The following is an 18,059-nucleotide window of genomic DNA, read 5'->3' on the forward strand; positions in this document are numbered from 1 at the left end:
TTCCGCCCGGCTGCGAATGGGGGCGCCGTGTCCGAACAACCGGGCCATGAGCGGGTGATCGCGGGCCGCTACCGGCTGCTGGCCCCGCTCGGCCAGGGCGGCATGGGGACGGTGTGGCGCGCCCGCGACGAAGTACTGCACCGCGAGGTCGCCGTCAAGGAGGTGCGCGCCCCGGCCGGGTTGGCGGGCGACGACGTGCAGCGGATGTACGCCCGGCTGGAGCGGGAGGCGTGGGCGGCGGCCCGGGTCGCCGACCGGAACGTGGTCACGGTGTACGACGTGGCGACGGACGACGGCCGGCCCTGGGTCGTCATGGAGCTGGTCCGCGGTCTCTCCCTGGCCGAGGTCCTGGACGCCGAGGGCCCGATGCCGCCGCAGCGGGCCGCGCACATCGGCGCCGAGGTGCTGGCCGCGCTGCGGGCCGCGCACGAGGCCGGGGTGCTGCACCGGGACGTGAAGCCGGCCAACGTGCTGATCGCGAACGACGGCCGGATCGTGCTCACCGACTTCGGCATCGCCATGGTCGAGGGCAGCTCCGCGCTGACCATGACGGGTGAGGTCATCGGCTCGCCCGAGTTCCTCGCCCCGGAGCGGGCGCTCGGCCGCACCCCGGGACCGGAGTCGGACCTGTGGTCGCTGGGGGTGCTGCTGTACGCGGCGGTGGAGGGCCACTCCCCGTTCCGTCATGACACCCCGCTGAGCACGCTGCGCGCGATCGTCGACGAGGAACTGCCGCCGCCGTACCGGGCCGGTCCGCTCGCGCCGGTCATCGAGGGGCTGTTGCGCAAGGACCCCGAGCAGCGGCTGCCGGCCGAGCGCGCCGAGCAGGACCTGCGGGTCATCGGCGCGGGCGGCTCGCCCCGCGCGGACACCGTACGGGCGGGACCGTTTCCGCCGGCGGCGGCCCACCCCGAGCCCTCTCCCACGCCCCCGACGCCCTTCCCGGGCAGGTCGGCGGCGTCGGGGTCGGGTGGCACGACGACGGCCACAGGTCAGGGCCGTGACCGCCGGGCCGGCCGGGTGCTGGTCGTGGGCGTGATCGCGCTGGCGCTCGCGGTGGGCGGGCTCACGTACGCGCTGCTGAACGGCGGGGACGACGACGGGAACGGCGACCGGGGCGCCGGGGCGAGTACGCCCGCCGAGACCGAGGGTCCGCCGCGGAACACCGGGAGCGGGAAGTCCAGTCCCTCCCCGACGCCGAGCGAGAGCGAGAGCGAGCAGAGCAGTCCGCCGCCGCAGTCGGTGCGGGTCGGCCTGGACGGCACGCGCACGGACTACTCGGGCCCGTGTCCGCCGCCGAGCGCTCGGGCGCCGAGGTTCGCGGCGACGTTCACGGTGGGCCGACTGCCGGCCGAGGTGCGTTACCGCTGGGTGACGCAGGACGGCTCGGTGCTCGACGGGGGTTGGAAGACGCTGTCGTTCCCGGAGGGAGGCGGCCGCACGAAGCAGGACGCGGTGACCGTGACGACCGACGCGCGGACCGGGACGTTCGAGAACGAGATCAGCGTCGAGGTGCAAGAGCCGGTACGCACGGCGTCCGAGTCGGTACCGTTCTCGATCACCTGCGAGACGGAGACCCCGACGGGCGGGGCCTCCCCTTCTCCTTCGGACACGGGTGGGGACACGGAGCCGGACACGGACTCCGGTTGACGACTGCGGCTGACGATTACGGCCGCGACTCCGGCCGAGCGGTCAGTCGTTGGCGTTGAGCACGGGCAGATAGCCGCCCGACTGGCCGGCTGCCTTCGGGTGGTACGACTCGCCGATGTTCAGCCAGTTGACGCTGTGCAGCCAGGCGGCGCCGGAGCAGATCTCGTGGCCGGTGAAGGTGCCGCGCACGTCGCCGAAGGTGAAGCCGTGGTTCGCGGCGCGCTTGGCGATGGCGGTGTTGAGGTGGTCGGAGGCGTCGTTGATGGCCTTGCGCTTGGCCTCGGAGAGGCCGAGACAGGTGGTGCCGAGCTTGTAGAAGCGGGGGTAGCCGAGCACGACGACGTGGGCGTTGGGTGCCTTGGAGCGGATCGCCGAGTACACGCTGTCGAGCTTGCCGGGCAGCGTGGAGTCGACGTACGCCCGTGCGGTGTTGATGCGGGAGATGCAGGCGCTGTCGGACTGGGTCACACAGGTCGTCATGACGTCGGCGAAGCCCGCGTCGTTGCCGCCGACGCTGATGGAGACGAGGGCGGTGGCGCTGCCGAGCGGGCCGAGCTGTCCGGACAGAACATCACCCGTTCGGGCGCCGGAACAGGCCGTGAAAGCGAAGGTCGAGGGTGAATGGGCGGCGGCCCAGAGGTAGGGGTAGGCCTTCGTGCTGCGCTTGCACTCGCCGCTTGAGCTGATGTAGCTGCCGGCGCCGACTCCGGAGGAGTAGGAGTCACCGAGCGCTGCATAGCCGCCAGTTGCGGCGAGTGAGGACGCCTGCGCCGTGGCTGACCCGGTGAGGGCGGTGCCGACGGCGAGGAGGAGCGAGCTCACGAGGACGACAAGTCGGGAACGTCTCATGGAACCTCCCTTTAGCAGGATCTCTGCCACAACCGTGGTAGCAGCTACGCGTGTTGACAGGAAGTGTTCATGCCAAGCCTTTCGGCCTTTCGAGGGGCACATGGCGCGTTCACCCCCCTCCCGCCACGCGCTCGCCTTTCCAACTATTCCGTGTGCATGACAAGCCTGGTGACGACTGCTCAATTCTCTCGTACTACGCCAGTAGATGGCACACGCTCCACTCCGGCCGGGAGCGGAACGCGAGGCTCCAGTGACGTCATAGGTACGAACGCTTGAACACCCGTTCCCCGGAGACCTGATCGTCTTCGGGGATCGGCCGTCCATGCGACTGGAATCTTGCAACTTGCGTCCCACAAGAGGCGTACGGCAACGACCAAACCAACAAAAACGTGAGGGGCCGTTCCAGGTCTTGCCATACGGGTTCAATCGTCAATACCGTCAGACATCTCACCCGCATCGGTCCGTCAGTACGCGGCTCTAGGGGAGGGCTCAAGGACCGCGACGTACCGGCGCGGGGCGCGGTAGGGGGGTGCCGTGCTCGGTGATCTGCAACTGTCTCCGGGCCGTGCCGCGCGGTCGGCTGCCGTTTTGCGGGCCGGCCAGCTTTGCCAGCTCACCCGGCGTGCCCGAAGCTCCATCTCGGCGTGCCACGGGTGAGAACCCCCCTTTCGAACCGGACTGGATCCGGACTGCCCTGGGGGGGCGGTCCACCGGACGAGAGGGACCAGACTCATGAGTTCAGTTCTGCAGCCGGCCGCCACGGACCCGTATCCGCCGACCGCCGGGAAGTACCGGCCCGTCTCCTCGCACCTGGCCATCGCGCCGCCGGTGAGCGTGGTCATCCCGGCCATGAACGAGGCGGAGAACCTTCCGTACGTCTTCAAGACCCTGCCCGACTGGATCCACGAAGTGGTCCTGGTCGACGGCAACTCCACCGACAACACCGTCGAGGTGGCCCGCGAGCTGTGGCCCGAGGTCAAGGTCGTCGAGCAGCGCGGCAAGGGCAAGGGCGACGCCCTGATCACCGGGTTCCAGGCCTGCACCGGCGACATCATCGTGATGGTCGACGCGGACGGCTCGGCCGACGGCGGTGAGATCCTCAGTTACGTCTCAGCCCTGGTCTCCGGCGCCGACTTCGCCAAGGGCTCCCGCTTCGCCAACGGCGGCGGCACCGACGACATGACCCTCATCCGCAAGCTCGGCAACTGGGCGCTGTGCACGGTCGTCAACCGCAAGTTCGGCGCCCGCTACACCGACCTGTGCTACGGCTACAACGCGTTCTGGCGGCACTGCCTCGACAAGATCGACCTCGACTGCACCGGCTTCGAGGTCGAGACGCTGATGAACATCCGGGTCGTCAAGGCCGGGCTCAGGGTGCAGGAGATCCCGAGCCACGAGTACCTGCGCATCCACGGCACCAGCAATCTGCGGGCCGTGCGGGACGGGCTGCGCGTGCTGAGGGTGATCCTCCAGGAGCGCTCCAACCGTCGCGCGCTGCGCCGCCGTTCGCCCCAGTCGCCGATGCTGGACGCGATGCGGGGAGAGGTGTCTTGAGCGGTCCCGACGTCTCCGTCGTGATCTGCGCGTACACCGAGGACCGCTGGGAGGACATCCTCGCGGCGGTCTCCTCGGTGCGGGCGCAGTCACGGCCGGCGCTGGAGACGCTGCTGGTCGTCGACCACAACGAGACGCTCCGGGAACGGCTGGCCAAGGAGTACAAGGAGTCCGACGGCCCTGTGGTGCGGGTGCTCGCCAACGCGGGCCCCCGCGGCCTGTCCGCCGGCCGCAACACCGGCATCGCGGCCGCCCGCGGCGAGGTCGTGGCCTTCCTCGACGACGACGCCGTGGCCGAACGCGACTGGCTGCGGTACTTCGCCGAGGCGTACGCCGACCCGCGGGTGATGGCGGTCGGCGGGCGCACGGTGCCGGTCTGGGCGTCGGGGCGACGGCCGGACTGGTTCCCCGAGGAGTTCGACTGGGTGGTGGGCTGCACGTACCGGGGCCTGCCGCGCGGCCTGATCCGGGTGCGCAACGTGCTCGGCGGCAACGCCTCGTTCCGCCGCGGGGCCTTCGACGCGGCGGGCGGCTTCGCCACCGGCATCGGCAGGGACGGCGACAAACGCCCGCTGGGCTGCGAGGAGACGGAACTGTGCATCCGCCTCAGCCGCGCCCGGCCCGACGCGGTGCTTCTGATCGACGACCGGGCGGTGATCCACCACCGGGTGCCCGAGGCCCGCGAGCACTTCCGCTACTTCCGCACGCGCACCTACGCCGAGGGTTTGTCCAAGGCCCTGGTGGCCCGGAGCGTGGGCACCGAGAAGGGCCTGGAGTCCGAACGCCGTTACGCCACCCGCGTCCTGCCGGCCGGGGTGGCCCGGGGCCTGCGGGACGCCCTGCTGGCCCGGCCGGGCGGTGCCGGGCGGGCGGGCGCGATCGTGGCCGGGGTGCTGACGGCGGCGGGCGGATACGTCGTCGGCAGCGTCCGGACCCGCCGCGGCGGCACCACGTTCTCGGTGCCCGCGGTGGAGGTGGCGGCCCGTGAGTGACACCCGCGTACCGATCCTCATGTACCACGCGGTCGCGACCGACCCGAACGACGCGACCCGCGCGCTGTCGGTGACCCCCGAGGCGTTCGCCGAGCAGATGGCGGTGCTCGCCGACCGGGGCCTGACGCCCGTCACGGCGGCCGAACTGGCGACGTGCTGGCGCTCCGGCCGCCCGCTGCCCGAGCGGCCGGTCCTCATCACCTTCGACGACGGCTACGAGGGTGTGCACCGGCACGCCCTGCCCGCCCTCGCCAAGCACGGCTTCCCGGCCACCCTGTTCGTCTCGACCGGGTGGCTGAGGGGGCCGTACGACACCGGGGGCGGCCTGGACACCATGCTGGACTGGGACCAGGTCCGCGCACTCGCCGCGGCGGGCGTCGAGATCGGCGGGCACAGCCACAGCCACCCGCAGCTCGACCAGGTCTCCGGCGCCGCACTGCGGTTCGAGCTGATCCACTGCAGGGAGATCATCAGCGACCAACTGGGCGCCGTGCCGGCCTCGTTCGCGTATCCCTACGGCTACTCCAGCCGCCGGGTCCGGCAGGCCGTGCGCGAGACGGGGTACGCCCAGGCCCTCGCCGTCGGCAACGACCTCGCGCGCCGCGCGCAGGGGCCGTACGCCCTGCGGCGCGTGACGGTGCGCCGCGGCACGGGCGTCGAGGAGTTCGAGCGGGTGGTCGAGGGGCGCGCGATCGCCCGCACGTTCGCCAAGGACCGTGCCCTCACCAAGGGGTACGCGGGGGTCCGCAGGGCACGGCAGGCAGTCCGGCTGGTCACCCGCTCCGCCGGCTGACCCGGCACGCGCGACATGCCGCGTGCACCGGGAAACCGGGTGCACGCGGCGGCCCCGTGCCGGATCATGGCGGCATGTCTGGAAACCCGCACGAGGCGCTGCCGATCCGGCTCAACGTCGACGACTCCGACTCCCCGTCCGATGTCGTCGACGCGCTGTTCCTCGGCCGCTTCGCGACGGGCGAGCAGCCGTACTCCCACGCGGCGAACATCGACCGCGTACGGTCCGGCGCGACTTTGATGCCGCCCGGCGCCCGGGTCCTGCGTGTCGCCCGGGACGACGACCGCAGCGCGACCCTCGCGGAGGGCGACGGCTGGACGCTGCTGATCTCCCGCTGGAACCGGGGCGCCGACGTCACCGTGACGGCGACCAGCGCGGAACTGGCCGAGAGGATCCTCGACCAGGCCACGGACGGCGCGGCCGACGAACCCGAACCGCAGCCGGAGAACGTCACGATGGGCTTCTGGTACGTCTCCCCGCGCCGCGGCCCGCACCGCACCACCCGCCAGATCGCGGCCGGCACCTGGGACGAGGTCCGGCCCAACTACACGGCGCCGGTCGCGGACGCCATGGACCGCCTGATGAAGACGACCCCCGAGGACATCGCGGGCCGTCTCCTCCTGCTGCACGGCCCGCCGGGCACCGGCAAGACGTCCGCCCTGCGCACCCTCGCCCGCTCCTGGCGCGACTGGTGCCAGGTGGACTGCGTGCTGGACCCCGAGCGGCTCTTCTCCGACGTCGGCTACCTCATGGACATCGCCATCGGCGAGGACGACTCGACGGGCAAGGGCCGCTGGCGGCTGCTGCTCCTGGAGGACTGCGACGAACTGATCCGCGGCGAGGCCAAGCACACGGCGGGCCAGGCGCTGTCCCGTCTGCTGAACCTGACCGACGGACTGCTCGGCCAGGGCCGCAACGTCCTCGTCGGCGTCACCACCAACGAGGACCTGGAACGCCTGCACCCCGCCGTCGTCCGCCCCGGCCGCTGCCTCGCCCGCATCGAGGTGGGCCCGCTGACCCGCCGGGAGGCGGTCGGCTGGCTGGGCCGGGAGGACGGCATCGGCCGCGAGGGCGCGACGCTGGCGGAGCTGTACGCGCTGCGCCGGGGCACCTCCCCGACGGCCCTGCCGGAGCCGCGTGGGGACGCCGACGCGGGGCTGTATCTGTAGGAGGTCCGGGCGCGCCGGTGTTTTCATGGGTCTATGACCCTGTTCGTCGGCACGTCCGGCTGGCAGTACAAGGACTGGCGGGACGTCCTGTATCCGTCCGGGCTGCCGATGCGGCTCTGGCTGGAGGAGTACGCGCGGCACTTCGCCACCGTCGAGATCAACAACGCCTTCTACCGGTTGCCGGCCCGCGAGACCTTCGAGGACTGGCGGGGGCGGGTGCCCGGGGACTTCGTGGTCGCGGTCAAGGCGAGCCGCTATCTGACCCACATCAAGCGGCTCAAGGACCCCGAGGAGCCGGTGCACCGCCTGATGGGCCACGCTGCGGGTCTCGGCGACCGCCTCGGCCCGGTCCTGCTCCAGCTCCCGCCCAACCTGCGCGCCGACCCGGGCCTCCTGGACGCCTGCCTCGCCTGCTTCCCCGCCTCGACCCGGGTCGCGGTCGAGCCCCGCCACGACTCCTGGTGGACACCGGAGGTCCGCGCGGTCCTCGAGTCCCGGCGCGCCGCCCTGTGCTGGGCCGACATCCTGGCCCGTCCCGCGACACCGCTGTGGCGCACCACCGACTGGGGCTATGTCCGCTTTCACCAGGGCCGCGCCCGGCCGTGGCCCCGCTACGGCCGCCGTTGCCTCGCCACCTGGCTCGACCGCATCGCCACGACCTGGCCCGACGGCGAGGACGTCTACGCGTACTTCAACAACGATCCGGGCGGCGCGGCGGTGGAGGACGCGATGGCGTTCGGCCGGGCGGGAAGGTCGGCCGGCCTGGAGATCACCCGGACGCCGGAGCACCTGGTCCGTACGTGACGGCGTCCTTCTCCACCGCGACGGCGACCAGCCCCGACGGCGCATTCCGGCGATGGCGCTCGCCGGGCCTGGCCCGGCCGGCCGGCCCGACCCTGCCGGGCCGCCGCGCGCGAGGCCCTGCTCCCGGCGACCACCCACAGGGACGTGTTCCTACTCCCCGTAAGCCGCCCGCAGGGCGTCCCGTACCGCGGCCAGCGCGACGTCCTCACCCTGGCCGAGCCTCCTGGCCCGCTCCACATAGGCCTGCGCGGCCGACGCCAGCTCCCGGTCCGCCGCCGAGCCGGCGGCGGCCACGAACGTGCCGTGACGCCCGCGCGTCTCGATCACCCCGTCCGCCTCCAGCGCCCGGTACGCCTTGGCGACCGTGTTCGCGGCGAGCCCCAGCGACTCGGCCAGCCCCCGCACGGTGGGCAGCCGGTACCCCACCGGCAACTCCCCCGACCGGGCCTGCTCGGAGATCCGCGCCCGCACCTGCTCGTACGGAGGAGCGCTGTCATCGATGTCGATCTGCAACGTCACAGCCCGATTGTCCCGTACCCGGCGGAAAAGGAGAGGCACCCCGGGTGCGTCCCCGCGTAGCGTGCGCCTTCATGACCGTGATCGTGCGCGACCTGCGACCCGAAGTCCGAGCCGACGCCGTGGGGTTCTCCCAGGTCCGTCGCCTCGCCCTGCCCTACATGCTGTCCACGCCCGAGTCCGTGGTGCACACCCTGACCCGCGCCCGCCCGGACGCCCACTTCGGGCAGCTCGTCGCCGAGGAGGACGGCGAGATCATCGGCACGGCCCAGACAAGCGTCGCCCACGAAAGCCCGGAGCCCGGCCAGGGCTCGGCCAACATCTACGTACGCCCCGACCGCAGACATCGCGGCGCCGGTTCGCTCCTGCTGCGCACCGCCGAGGAGCGTCTGGCGGGTCTGGGCGTGCGGAAGCTGTTCGCCTGGGTTCTGGACGAGCCGGAGAATCTCGCCTTCGCCGAGCGGCACGGCTTCCGGGCCAGCCGCTCCGCCTACTTCCTGCGCCTGGACCTGGCAGGCGGCACGCTGCCGCCCCGCGAGGACCCGCCGGCCGGCGTCGAGCTGCGCACGGCCGCCGACTTCGCGGACGACCCGCGCCCGTTGTTCGAGCTGGACGCCGAGACGGTGTCGGACGAACCGAGCGACATCGAGGCCGAGTTCAGGGACTACGAGGCCTGGCTGGAGGAGAACTGGAAGCATCCGCTCCTCAGCCGCGACCTGACCACGGTCGCGGTCGTCGACGGCCGCCCCGCCGCCTTCAGCGTGGCGCACACGGACGGCACCCGCTACGGCACCGCCATGACCGGCACCGCCCGGGCGTTCCGCGGCCGGGGCCTGGCGAAGCTCGCCAAGAACGACTCCCTGCACCGGGCCCGCGCCGCGGGGTACACGGAGGCGTTCACCGGAAATGACACCGGCAACGAGCCGATGATCGCCATCAACAAGTGGTTCGGCTACGAGATCTGTGCGAAGGAAGTGCGCTGTGTCCGCGAACTCGGCTGACCGGTTCGGCCGGCTGGACGTCGTGCTCGTCAAGGCGGGCCGTACGAAGATCCGCTACGCCGGAGAGCTCCTGGCGGACGACGGCACCCGCGTCGCGGTCCGCGCCCCGTGGGCGGGCAGCGTCGTCCGCGACTTCGGGTTCGTCCGCTTCGAGCCCGGGGACGTCTTCACGGAGTACTACTGGCGTGACCGCTGGTACGCGGTGAAGGAGGTCCGCTCGTCCACGGGCGCACTGAAGGGCTGGTACTGCGACATCACCCGCCCCGCCGTCAGCTCCGGTGCGGAGCTGGTCGTGGAGGACCTCGACCTGGACCTGTGGCGCTCCGCGGACGGCACAGACGTACGACGCCTGGACGAGGACGAGTTCGCCGAGAGCGGCCTGACCGAGACGGACCCGGAGGCAGCACGAGCCGCCCTGGCCGCCCTCGACGAACTGGAGTCACTCGCCCGGGGCGGCGACTTCACCGCCTTGCTGGCCTGACGCGACCACCGCGTAGCGCTCGTCCGTCACCTCCTTGCCCCACAGCAGGGGATCGCCCGAGAGCCGCTCCACGCGCACCTGCCCGGCGATCGGGGCGAGCAGGCCGGTGAGCCGCTCGGCCGGTATGCCGACCGGGGCGACGCTCCCCCACACGCCTTCGACCAGCACGAGCCGCCCTCCCGGCCGCAGCAGCCTCTGCCAGTGCCTGAGGGCCCGGCCGGGGTCGGGCAGGGCCCACAGGACGTGCCGGACGAGCACGGCGTCGAAGCGCCGCTCCCCGACGGGCGGTGACGCGGCGTCGCCGACGAGGAACACCGCGTCGCGCCCGGCGAGTTTCTCCCTCGCCAGGGTCACCATCGCCGCGGAGAGGTCCACGCCCGTCACGCGGTGCCCCTGCTCGGAGGCGAGGAGTGACAGGCTGCCGGTGCCGCAGCCGAGATCGAGGACGTCACCGGCCCGTCCGGGCAGCCAGTCGCGCAACCGCCCGGCCCAGGCGCGGCGCACCTCGGGGTCGCGCAGCCCGTGGTCCGGCTCCTCGTCGAAGGAGGCCGCCCGCGCGTCCCAGTCCACGTCGGAGCAGGTCACCGGATTCAGGCCGTTCGTCGTCATGGCCCAAGAGTGACACCCGCCACTGACACTCCCATCGTGACTGCCGCCACTGACAGACCGGGAACGATGAGTAACCCTCCCCCGAAAGGTCTACCTCCGCGAGAACGCGGAACCCGGTAGACCGCGAAGGAGGCAGCCATGCGCCGTGTGACCGTGCAGAAGCCCCTGAAGAAGACGGACGTCCGCCGGGCCCGCGAGGAGGCCGACGAGCGCCCCTCGGGACGCCCGGAAGTCCGCAAGGACATCGCACGCACGTGGTGGCCGGACGCCTGAGCGGCCGGTGCCGACCATGAGACGCACGCGTCAGAGCAGCCGCTTGCGATAGTGGACGCGGTCGTATGGCCCGTCCAGTCGCCGCTCCACCAGCTCATAGCCGTACTTCGGATAGATCTTCTGGTTCTCCCACATCAGCGCGTTCGTGTAGAGCCTGATCTCGGGCAGCCCCAGCGCACGCGCGTGGTCCTCCACGAACCGCAGCAGCCGTCGCCCCGCTCCCCCGCCGTGCGCGGTGGGGTGGACGGCGATGATGTCGAGGAAGAGATGGTCCGCGAACGCCTCGACCACGACGAGTCCGATCACGGGATCGCCCGTCACGAACACCTTGCCCGCGGCCACGTTCGCCGCGTGGTCCTCCTCCATGGGCTGCGGCACCCGCCCGATGCGTTCGATGTAGGGGCGGAAGGCCGCGTCGATCACGTCTTTGACGACCGGTACGTCGGCGGCACCGGCCGGCCGGATCTCCTCGTCTGCCATGCCGAGACGGTACCCACCTGATGGCAGTCCGAGCAGTCCCCTGACGCGGCCGCGAGGATCTCCCTCACCCGTCCTCAGCAGGCGACTTCACGGTTCTCACGGGCTGGGGCCGGATCCCCCAGGGGATCCGGCCCACTCGGGGCCTGTTTGCCGGCTCAGGCCGGACAGGCCCCGAAGCGTCTCCCTACACGTGTCAGCCGAATACACGTGTCAGTCGAACGCCGAAGCACAGGTGGTGGGCCGGGCGCGCCCCGGGTCGAGGGCGTTGGCCACCTCGTGGAAGACGATCCGGTCCAGCAGCCCGACGGCCACATGCTCGGACAGGTCGACAGGGCACAGGTCCTGGAGCAGGACGTTGCGCACGCCCGGCCCGTTCAGGTACTGGCTGCGCCACGGTGTGACCACCTGGTCGTACTTGGTGGCGATGACGGTGTAGCGCACGCCGGGCACGGTGTCGCCGCCCGCGTTGAGCCGCTTGAGGAAGTCGGAGCCGGTGACCTGGTCGGCGAGGGCGGGGGTGCTCTTCGCCAACAGGTCGGCGGCGCCCGGGAAGTAGGGCAGCAGGCTGGTGAAGCCGTTCAGGTCGGTGCCGTGGTTGCTGGGCGCGATGCCGACCAGGGCGTTCACCTTGGCGGCTCCGCCGAGGAAGCGCAGGTAGTAGCGGGGCATCATGCCGCCCTGCGAGTGTCCGACGACGTCGGTCTCTTCGGCGCCGGTGGCGGCGAGCACCTTGTCGACGAAGTCCTTGAGCTGTCCGGCCGACTTCTCGACGGGGCCGAGGCCGTGGAAGAAGGGGACGCCCGCGAGCTGTCCGTAGTCGAGGGAGAAGACGCAGTAGCCGCGGACCTTCAGATAGGGGGCGAGGCCGAGCCAGTTGTCGACGGAGTTCCCGAGGGTGCCGTGGACGAGGACGACGGGGCGGGGGTGGGCGGCGGACGGCTTGCAGGAGTAGTCGTTCCAGCCGGAGCTCGGGGCACCGGCGGCCTGGGCGGAGGTGGCGGGGACGGTGACGGCCGCGGCGGTCAGCAGCAGCGCGGCCAGGGATCTGAGCACTCGTTTCCAGGGCAGCATCGAGTGATCTCCTTGCGGCTCAAGGGAGGTGCGACGGCACGACGCCTGTGATCCGGATCACGGGATGCTGTTCACTCGTCAAGTTACGAGCGGGTAGTCGAACTGGGAAGTTACGCGTCAGTAAAAACTTCCAGCGGTAACCGCCACCGGCGCCCCTGCCTGGTGCCCCCTCACCAGGCAGGCCGCACAGGCCCGCGAGGCGCGATCCGCAGCAACTGCTCGCGCAACACCCGCACTTCCCCCTCCCCCAGCACGTCCCCCCATTCCCGCACGGCTTCCGCCGCCGCCTCCTCCGCCGCCCGGGTACAGTCCCATCCCCGCCCGGTCAGCACCACCAGCCGCGCCCGCGCGTCCTCGGGGTGCGGCCGCCGCTCGGCGTATCCCTTGCGCACCATCTCGTCGACGAGCTGACTGGCGGCCTGCTTGGTCACTCCGAGGTGAGCGGCCAGGTCGGTGACCGTCGCGCCGTCCGGGGCGAGCCGGGCGAAGGCGAAGCCGTGCGCGGGCCGCAGGCCCTCGAAGCCGCGAGCGACCACGCCCTCATGGATGCGTTGCGTGAGCCCGCCGGCAGCGGCGAGCAGGGCGGCGGACAGGGCCATGGCCTCGGAGTTGTGCACGCATGCATTGAAACACCCTTGACGCGATGGTCAAGCTGCTTGACCATACAGTCAAGCAGCTTGACCATTTGGAGGCCGTCATGCCCGTCGTCCGCTCGTCCGAAGCCGCCATCCACGAGATCCACGGCGCCCGTTTCGTCTCGTACGCCACCCCGAGCAGCGGCAGCAAGGAGTTGTGCGCCTGGCGCGGTGAGATCCCGCCCGGCCTCAAGGCGCCCGCGCACACGGTCAGCCGGGAGGAGATCTTCCATCTGCTCGCCGGGGAACTGCTGATCACCCTCGACGGCCGCACCGAGCGGATCGCCGCGGGCGACACGGTGATCATCAACCCCGGCGCCACCCTGACCGTCGGGAACCCGACCGACCGGACCGCGCACTCCTGGGTCACCACCTCGATCGGCCTGGAGGCACGGCTCACCGACGGCACCCGCATCGTGCCGCCGTGGGCCAACTGACGTCACGCGGAAGGCTCTACGCCGCCCGCCCCGCTAGCCCCCCGGGCATCACCGCCCGCGGCCCGAACCTCGCCCGCGCGCGGTCCGCGACCTCCTCGATACGGCGGACCTTCTCGTCCACGGCGTCGAAGGTCAGCTGGTGGGAGGCCTGGTCGGCCGGGTCGAGTCCCTCGGCGCGCAGAGCGATCGCCCGTACCCGCGCCCGCTGCAGCCCGAGCGCCTCGTACATGCCGTACGCGACCCTGGTCAGGTCCGGCGAGTGCGCGGTCGGTTCGCTCAGCGTGCGGCTGCGGGTCGTGGCGGAGCGGTCGGCGTAGCGCACGGTGAGACTGAGCGTGCGGCAGACCTTCTCCAGGGCGCGCAGCCGGGCCCCGATCTCCTCGGCGGCGGACAGCAGGGCCCGCCGGTGCCGGTCCGGATCCAGCTCGTCGCGCCCGAAGGGGCGTTCCGTGGCGAGGGACCGGGAGACGGCGTTCGGTACGACCCGGCCGCGGTCGACGCCGTTCGCCTTCTCGCGCAGCTCGCGGCCGGCCTTCGCGCCGATCAGCCGCTGCAGCGTGGACAGCGGTGCGGCGGCGACCCGGCCGAGGGTGTCGAGGCCGTAGTCGGTCAGGGTGCGGGAGGTCGCGCCGCCCACGCCGGGCAGCACGGCGACGGGCTTGTCGGCGAGGAACTCCGCGATGGCGTCCGGCTCCTCGGGCACCGCGCACGTCACCCCGGGCACGGCGTAGCGCAGCGCCACGCGGGCCAGCATCGGCCCGGGCCCGGCACCGATCACGCAGTCGACGCCGTACAGCGCGAGCGAGCGCACCCGGATCACCGAGGCCAGCTCGACGGCGTTCCGCCCGAAGTACCGCTCGGCACCCCGCAGATCGGCCAGCGCCCCGTCCGGTGGCAGGGCCTGGACGACCGGGGTGAACTCCTCGAGCATCCCGAGCAGACGGGGCAGATCGGCCTCGCTCGTCGGAGACGGCTGGAAACGTACGCAGAGGATGGTCATCCCGCACTCCCCGGACTCTGGTGCCACAACTTCCTTCCCACCGGGGGTCCTTCACCAGCGGGACGCAAATCGGCCCAGGGGTGCATCTCGTACCCCGTGGCCATGCGGATCTTCCGCTGCTCCATCGGATCCCGGGCCGCGGAACCCGCCGGCGCGGGCGCTCCGTCCGAACCGGCGAGCCGCCGGCGAGCCGCGCCCTCACCGTCGCCGCCGGAACCGCCGGGACCCCCGGCACCGGCCAGCCGGGCCGCGACTCCCTCCAGCCCCTCCTCCCGGCGCACCTCGAGCAGATCCGCGAGGTTCCAGGCGGCGGCGCCCACCACGCTGAGGCTGCGCGGACCGCGGCGCTGCACCACCCCGCGCACCAGCAGCAGCCAGGAGTGGAAGACGGTGTGGGCGCAGGCGTCGTGCGAGTCGTCGAAGAAGGCGAGGTCGACCAGGCCCGTGCCGTCGTCCAGGGTGGAGAAGATGACCCTCTTGCCGGACCGGATCGGCGGCGTCTGGGTGGCCGCCTTGGCTCCCGCGACCAGCACCGTCTCCCCGTGCCGGGCCTCGCGCAGCCGCCGCGCCGGCACCACGCCCAGCTCGTCGAGGAACTGCCGGTGGTCGTCCATGAGATTGCGTGAGGCGTCCATGGACAGCACGCCCAGCTCGGCGCTGAGCCGCTCCGACGAGGTGAGGTCGGGCAGTCCGGCCGGTGCGGTCCTCCGCCCGCCGGCCAACGGGAGCTGTCCACCGCCCGCGCCCCGCGCGCCCCGGTGCAGCTCGGTCAGATGCAGTTGCAGATCACGGCGGTTGGCGCCGAACGCGTCCAGCGCACCCACCTGCGCGAGCCGCTGGGCCAGCGGACGGCTGGGCCGGCCACGCTCCCAGAAGTCGACCAGCGAGGCGTACGGCTGCCCTTCGGCGATCCGCACCGCCTCGGCCTCGCTGATGCCGTGCACATCGGAGAGCGCCAGCCGCAACCCCCAAGTACCGGACACCAGTTCGATACGATGTGCGACCCCCGACGCGTTCACGTCCAACGGCAGCACCGGTACCCCGCGCCGCCGCGCGTCCGCCAGCAGCAGCCGCTTCGGGTACATGCCGGGGTCGTGCGTGAGCAGCCCCGCGTAGAAGGCGGCCGGGTGATGCGCTTTCAGCCACGCCGACTGGTACGTCGGCACGGCGAAAGCGACCGCGTGGGCCTTGCAGAAGCCGTACGACCCGAATGCCTCGACGATCTCCCAGGTCCGCTGAATCGTTTCCGCGTCATAGCCGTTCGCCGCCGCGTGCTGCGCGAACCACACCTTGATCCGCCCCTGCGACTCCGGATCGGACAGCCCGCGCCGCACCCGGTCGGCCTCACCGCGCCCACAACCGGTCATGATGGCGACGATGTCGATGATCTGCTCGTGGAAGACGACGACCCCGTACGTCTCCTTCAGCGGCTCCTCCAGATCCGGATGCGGGTAGCGGACCGGCGCCCGCCCGTGCCGCGCCGCGATGAACGGCCGCACCATGTCGGCGGCGACCGGCCCGGGCCGGAACAGCGAGATGTCGACGACCAGATCGTGGAAGGTGGCGGGCTGGAGCCGCCCGACCAGATCCCGCTGCCCGGGCGACTCGATCTGGAAGCAGCCGAGCGTCTCGGTGGAGCGGATCAGCCGGTACGTCTCGGGATCCCCCGGCGGCAGGGCGTCCAGATCGACCTTCTTCCCCGACACCCGTTGCACTTCCGCCACCGCGTGCGCCATGGCCGACTGCATCCGCACCCCCAGCACATCCAGCTTCAGCAGCCCGAGATCCTCGACGTCGTCCTTGTCGAACTGCGACATCGGAAAGCCCTCGCCACTGGTCGGCATGACCGGCGTACGCGCCGGCAGTGAGGCGTCGGACAGCAGCACCCCGCACGGGTGCATGGCCACCCCGCGCGGCAGGGCGTCCAGCGCCTCGACCAGCTCCCACAGCTTCCCGTACGTCTCCCTCTCCCCCGCCAACGCCCGCAGCTCGGGCAGTTCCTCCAGTGCCGCGCGGGCGTCCCGCGCCCGGATGTGAGGAAAGGACTTGGCGACACGGTCGATCTCGGCCGGATCCATGGACAGGGCGGCCCCCACGTCACGGATCGCGTGCCGTACGCGATACGTCTCCGGCATCGCGACCGTCGCGACCCGCTCGGTGCCGAACCGGTCGATGATCGCGCGGTAGACCTCCAGCCGGCGCGCGGACTCCACATCGATGTCGATGTCGGGCAGCACGACCCGCTCCTTCGACAGGAACCGCTCCATCAGCAGCCCGTGCTCGATCGGGTCGGCGTGCGCGATCCCGAGCAGATGATTGACGAGCGACCCGGCCCCGGACCCCCGGGCCGCCACTCGGACGCCCATCTTCCGCACGTCGTCGACCACCTGGGCGACGGTCAGGAAGTAGGAGGCGAACCCGTGGTGGGCGATGATGTCCAGCTCACGGTGCATCCGCTCCCAGTACTCCCGCCGCCGGTCGTATCCGCGCAGCACCATCCCCGCCGCCGCCCGCGAGGCCAGCGTCCGCTGGGCGGTACGGCGCCCGGCACCGACCAGATGCGGCTCGGGAAAGTGGACGGTGCCGATCCCGAGGTCGTCCTCGGGATCGACCAGGCACTCGGCGGCGGTGGTCTCGGTCTGCTCCAGCAGCCGATGAGCGGTGTCCCGCCGGAACCCCGCCGCCTCCACGATCCGCTCGGCGGCGTGCGCCATGGCCCCCGCCCCCTTGAGCCAGGCCTCACCGGAGTCCAGCTCCTTGGCCGGGTCGATGGGCACCAGGCGCCGGGCGGCGTCCAGGACGTCGGCGACCGGCCCCAGCCCGGAGTCGGCGTACCGCACGGCGTTGGTGAGCACAGGCCGGATCCGCTGCTCGGCGGCGAACCCGACGGTACGGGCGGCCAGCCGCAGCGAACCGGGCCCGGTCCCCTTCCGGCCGTGCCAGACGGCCTCCAGCCGCAGGTCGTCGCCGTAGACCTCCCGCCAGGACATGAGCAGCCGCGCCGCCCGGTCGGGACGCCCCGCGGCCAGGGCCCGCCCGACATCGGAGTCGGGCCCGAGCAGCACGGTCAGCCCCTCGCCGTGAGGGCGCTCCCAGGGCAGCAGGGGCGTCCCCTCCCCCTCATGGGCAGCCGAGACGAGTCGGCACAGCTCAGCCCACCCCCGAGCACCGTCCCGGGCGAGAAAGACCACACGGGGGGCGGACTCGTCGACGAAGGCACCACCGCGCACCGGGGTCCGCCGCCGCCCCTGCCGCCCGGCCCCGGCTCGGGGCTCCGCTTCCGCCACCGCCAGGTCGGCGCCGAACAGCGGGCGGACCCCCGCCTTCCCGCAGGCCTTCGCGAACCGGACCGCCCCGGCGAGCGTGTCCCGGTCGGTCAGCGCCAGGGCGTCCATGCCCCGCTCGGAGGCGCGCCGGGCCAGCCGCTCCGGATGCGAGGCCCCGTATCGCAACGAGAATCCGGAGACGGTGTGCAGATGCGTGAACCCCGGCACACGCACCTCCCGCACTCGTGAGCAATCCGCTCTCGAACATCTGTTCCCACCTCACCCCCACCATAGACCAATTCTCGAATGCGTGTGCGACACATGTTCGGCCCCACCTCACCTGCGGAAACACCGGGTGCCCCCGACCGTGGAGGCGTACCGCACCGCCCGTTCGCCGCCGAGGTGAAAGACGCCGCCACCCCGGGCCACCCTGCTCATCCTGGGCGTGCTCGCGCTCCAGCTGCTGTTCATCGCCTCCT

18 protein-coding genes are annotated in these 18,059 nt (G+C 72.0%); 10 read left to right on the forward strand and 8 right to left on the reverse strand.

Translation table 11 applies throughout. The features are described 5' to 3' along the window. The first annotated feature begins 27 nt into the window (after positions 1 to 27). The gene (locus ACWD1U_RS31695; protein ID WP_451112741.1) at positions 28 to 1,650 is read left to right on the forward strand and encodes a serine/threonine-protein kinase; all 1,623 of its coding nucleotides are present in this window, start codon (positions 28 to 30) and stop codon (positions 1,648 to 1,650) included. A gap of 42 nt (positions 1,651 to 1,692) precedes the next feature. Here the strand turns inward: ACWD1U_RS31695 and ACWD1U_RS31700 are convergent, their stop codons facing one another. Next, entirely contained in the window at positions 1,693 to 2,499 is an 807-nt protein-coding gene (locus ACWD1U_RS31700; RefSeq protein ID WP_451112742.1) for an SGNH/GDSL hydrolase family protein, read from the reverse strand. Between the two features lie 732 nt (positions 2,500 to 3,231). Between ACWD1U_RS31700 and ACWD1U_RS31705 the strand changes: the two genes are divergently transcribed. The 5 genes from ACWD1U_RS31705 to ACWD1U_RS31725 all read left to right on the forward strand — a co-directional run bounded on the left by ACWD1U_RS31705 (position 3,232) and on the right by ACWD1U_RS31725 (position 7,811). After that, positions 3,232 to 4,053 carry a glycosyltransferase family 2 protein gene (locus ACWD1U_RS31705; RefSeq protein WP_451112744.1) on the forward strand — a complete coding sequence of 274 codons (822 nt, stop codon included), beginning with the start codon at positions 3,232 to 3,234 and terminating at the stop codon, positions 4,051 to 4,053. Then, positions 4,050 to 5,045 (forward strand): glycosyltransferase family 2 protein, encoded by a 996-nt coding sequence (locus ACWD1U_RS31710; RefSeq protein ID WP_451112746.1) that lies wholly within the window; start codon positions 4,050 to 4,052, stop codon positions 5,043 to 5,045. Before ACWD1U_RS31705 ends, ACWD1U_RS31710 begins: the two co-directional genes overlap by 4 nt. Continuing rightward, the gene (locus ACWD1U_RS31715; protein WP_451112747.1) at positions 5,038 to 5,838 is read left to right on the forward strand and encodes a polysaccharide deacetylase family protein; all 801 of its coding nucleotides are present in this window, start codon (positions 5,038 to 5,040) and stop codon (positions 5,836 to 5,838) included. Before ACWD1U_RS31710 ends, ACWD1U_RS31715 begins: the two co-directional genes overlap by 8 nt. Before the next feature lie 74 nt (positions 5,839 to 5,912). Next, on the forward strand, positions 5,913 to 7,007 hold the full coding sequence (locus ACWD1U_RS31720; protein WP_451112748.1) for a DUF5925 domain-containing protein: 1,095 nt from the start codon (positions 5,913 to 5,915) through the stop codon (positions 7,005 to 7,007). A gap of 33 nt (positions 7,008 to 7,040) precedes the next feature. Continuing rightward, on the forward strand, positions 7,041 to 7,811 hold the full coding sequence (locus ACWD1U_RS31725; protein ID WP_451112750.1) for a DUF72 domain-containing protein: 771 nt from the start codon (positions 7,041 to 7,043) through the stop codon (positions 7,809 to 7,811). Between the two features lie 150 nt (positions 7,812 to 7,961). Here the strand turns inward: ACWD1U_RS31725 and ACWD1U_RS31730 are convergent, their stop codons facing one another. Then, positions 7,962 to 8,330, reverse strand: coding sequence for a GntR family transcriptional regulator (locus ACWD1U_RS31730; RefSeq protein ID WP_451112752.1), 369 nt, complete (start codon positions 8,328 to 8,330; stop codon positions 7,962 to 7,964). Between the two features lie 71 nt (positions 8,331 to 8,401). On the opposite strand from ACWD1U_RS31730, the gene ACWD1U_RS31735 reads away from it, so the two are divergent. Continuing rightward, a complete protein-coding gene (locus tag ACWD1U_RS31735) occupies positions 8,402 to 9,328 on the forward strand; it encodes an N-acetyltransferase family protein (protein WP_451112754.1) in 927 nt (308 codons plus the stop codon). Then, positions 9,309 to 9,809, forward strand: coding sequence for a DUF402 domain-containing protein (locus ACWD1U_RS31740; protein ID WP_451112755.1), 501 nt, complete (start codon positions 9,309 to 9,311; stop codon positions 9,807 to 9,809). Before ACWD1U_RS31735 ends, ACWD1U_RS31740 begins: the two co-directional genes overlap by 20 nt. Here the strand turns inward: ACWD1U_RS31740 and ACWD1U_RS31745 are convergent. Continuing rightward, positions 9,768 to 10,418 carry a class I SAM-dependent methyltransferase gene (locus ACWD1U_RS31745; protein WP_451112757.1) on the reverse strand — a complete coding sequence of 217 codons (651 nt, stop codon included), beginning with the start codon at positions 10,416 to 10,418 and terminating at the stop codon, positions 9,768 to 9,770. The genes ACWD1U_RS31740 and ACWD1U_RS31745 overlap by 42 nt on opposite strands. Positions 10,419 to 10,556: 138 nt before the next feature. On the opposite strand from ACWD1U_RS31745, the gene ACWD1U_RS31750 reads away from it, so the two are divergent. Further along, the gene (locus ACWD1U_RS31750) at positions 10,557 to 10,691 is read left to right on the forward strand and encodes a hypothetical protein (protein WP_359762769.1); all 135 of its coding nucleotides are present in this window, start codon (positions 10,557 to 10,559) and stop codon (positions 10,689 to 10,691) included. A 30-nt stretch (positions 10,692 to 10,721) separates the two neighbouring features. On the opposite strand, the gene ACWD1U_RS31755 is transcribed toward ACWD1U_RS31750, so the two are convergent. The 3 genes from ACWD1U_RS31755 to ACWD1U_RS31765 all read right to left on the reverse strand — a co-directional run bounded on the left by ACWD1U_RS31755 (position 10,722) and on the right by ACWD1U_RS31765 (position 12,859). Next, positions 10,722 to 11,171: a GNAT family N-acetyltransferase gene (locus tag ACWD1U_RS31755; RefSeq protein ID WP_451112759.1), complete on the reverse strand. Its 450-nt coding sequence runs from the start codon at positions 11,169 to 11,171 to the stop codon at positions 10,722 to 10,724. Positions 11,172 to 11,381: 210 nt separating this feature from the next. Then, positions 11,382 to 12,242 (reverse strand): esterase/lipase family protein, encoded by an 861-nt coding sequence (locus ACWD1U_RS31760; protein WP_451112761.1) that lies wholly within the window; start codon positions 12,240 to 12,242, stop codon positions 11,382 to 11,384. Between the two features lie 170 nt (positions 12,243 to 12,412). Next, positions 12,413 to 12,859, reverse strand: coding sequence for a MarR family winged helix-turn-helix transcriptional regulator (locus ACWD1U_RS31765; RefSeq protein WP_451112763.1), 447 nt, complete (start codon positions 12,857 to 12,859; stop codon positions 12,413 to 12,415). An 80-nt stretch (positions 12,860 to 12,939) separates the two neighbouring features. Between ACWD1U_RS31765 and ACWD1U_RS31770 the strand changes: the two genes are divergently transcribed. After that, on the forward strand, positions 12,940 to 13,314 hold the full coding sequence (locus tag ACWD1U_RS31770) for a cupin domain-containing protein (RefSeq protein WP_451112765.1): 375 nt from the start codon (positions 12,940 to 12,942) through the stop codon (positions 13,312 to 13,314). A 16-nt stretch (positions 13,315 to 13,330) separates the two neighbouring features. Here the strand turns inward: ACWD1U_RS31770 and ACWD1U_RS31775 are convergent, their stop codons facing one another. Continuing rightward, positions 13,331 to 14,314, reverse strand: coding sequence for a DNA polymerase Y family protein (locus ACWD1U_RS31775; protein ID WP_451112767.1), 984 nt, complete (start codon positions 14,312 to 14,314; stop codon positions 13,331 to 13,333). Beyond that, positions 14,311 to 17,808, reverse strand: a complete 3,498-nt coding sequence (locus tag ACWD1U_RS31780) for a DNA polymerase III subunit alpha (protein WP_451112768.1) — start codon at positions 17,806 to 17,808, stop codon at positions 14,311 to 14,313. The genes ACWD1U_RS31775 and ACWD1U_RS31780 overlap by 4 nt, the downstream gene beginning before the upstream one ends. Positions 17,809 to 18,059: the final 251 nt, after the last annotated feature.

The sequence above is a fragment of the Streptomyces sp. NPDC002788 genome (genome assembly GCF_053592115.1).

Coding starts and splice junctions, on each gene's coding strand:
- ACWD1U_RS31750 (WP_359762769.1), top strand. CDS start 10,557: ATGCGCCGTGTGACCGTGCAGAAGCCCCTGAAGAAGACGGACGTCCGC.
- ACWD1U_RS31720 (WP_451112748.1), top strand. CDS start 5,913: ATGTCTGGAAACCCGCACGAGGCGCTGCCGATCCGGCTCAACGTCGAC.
- ACWD1U_RS31705 (WP_451112744.1), top strand. CDS start 3,232: ATGAGTTCAGTTCTGCAGCCGGCCGCCACGGACCCGTATCCGCCGACC.
- ACWD1U_RS31760 (WP_451112761.1), bottom strand. CDS start 12,242: ATGCTGCCCTGGAAACGAGTGCTCAGATCCCTGGCCGCGCTGCTGCTG.
- ACWD1U_RS31700 (WP_451112742.1), bottom strand. CDS start 2,499: ATGAGACGTTCCCGACTTGTCGTCCTCGTGAGCTCGCTCCTCCTCGCC.
- ACWD1U_RS31770 (WP_451112765.1), top strand. CDS start 12,940: ATGCCCGTCGTCCGCTCGTCCGAAGCCGCCATCCACGAGATCCACGGC.
- ACWD1U_RS31775 (WP_451112767.1), bottom strand. CDS start 14,314: ATGACCATCCTCTGCGTACGTTTCCAGCCGTCTCCGACGAGCGAGGCC.
- ACWD1U_RS31755 (WP_451112759.1), bottom strand. CDS start 11,171: ATGGCAGACGAGGAGATCCGGCCGGCCGGTGCCGCCGACGTACCGGTC.
- ACWD1U_RS31745 (WP_451112757.1), bottom strand. CDS start 10,418: ATGACGACGAACGGCCTGAATCCGGTGACCTGCTCCGACGTGGACTGG.
- ACWD1U_RS31725 (WP_451112750.1), top strand. CDS start 7,041: ATGACCCTGTTCGTCGGCACGTCCGGCTGGCAGTACAAGGACTGGCGG.
- ACWD1U_RS31735 (WP_451112754.1), top strand. CDS start 8,402: ATGACCGTGATCGTGCGCGACCTGCGACCCGAAGTCCGAGCCGACGCC.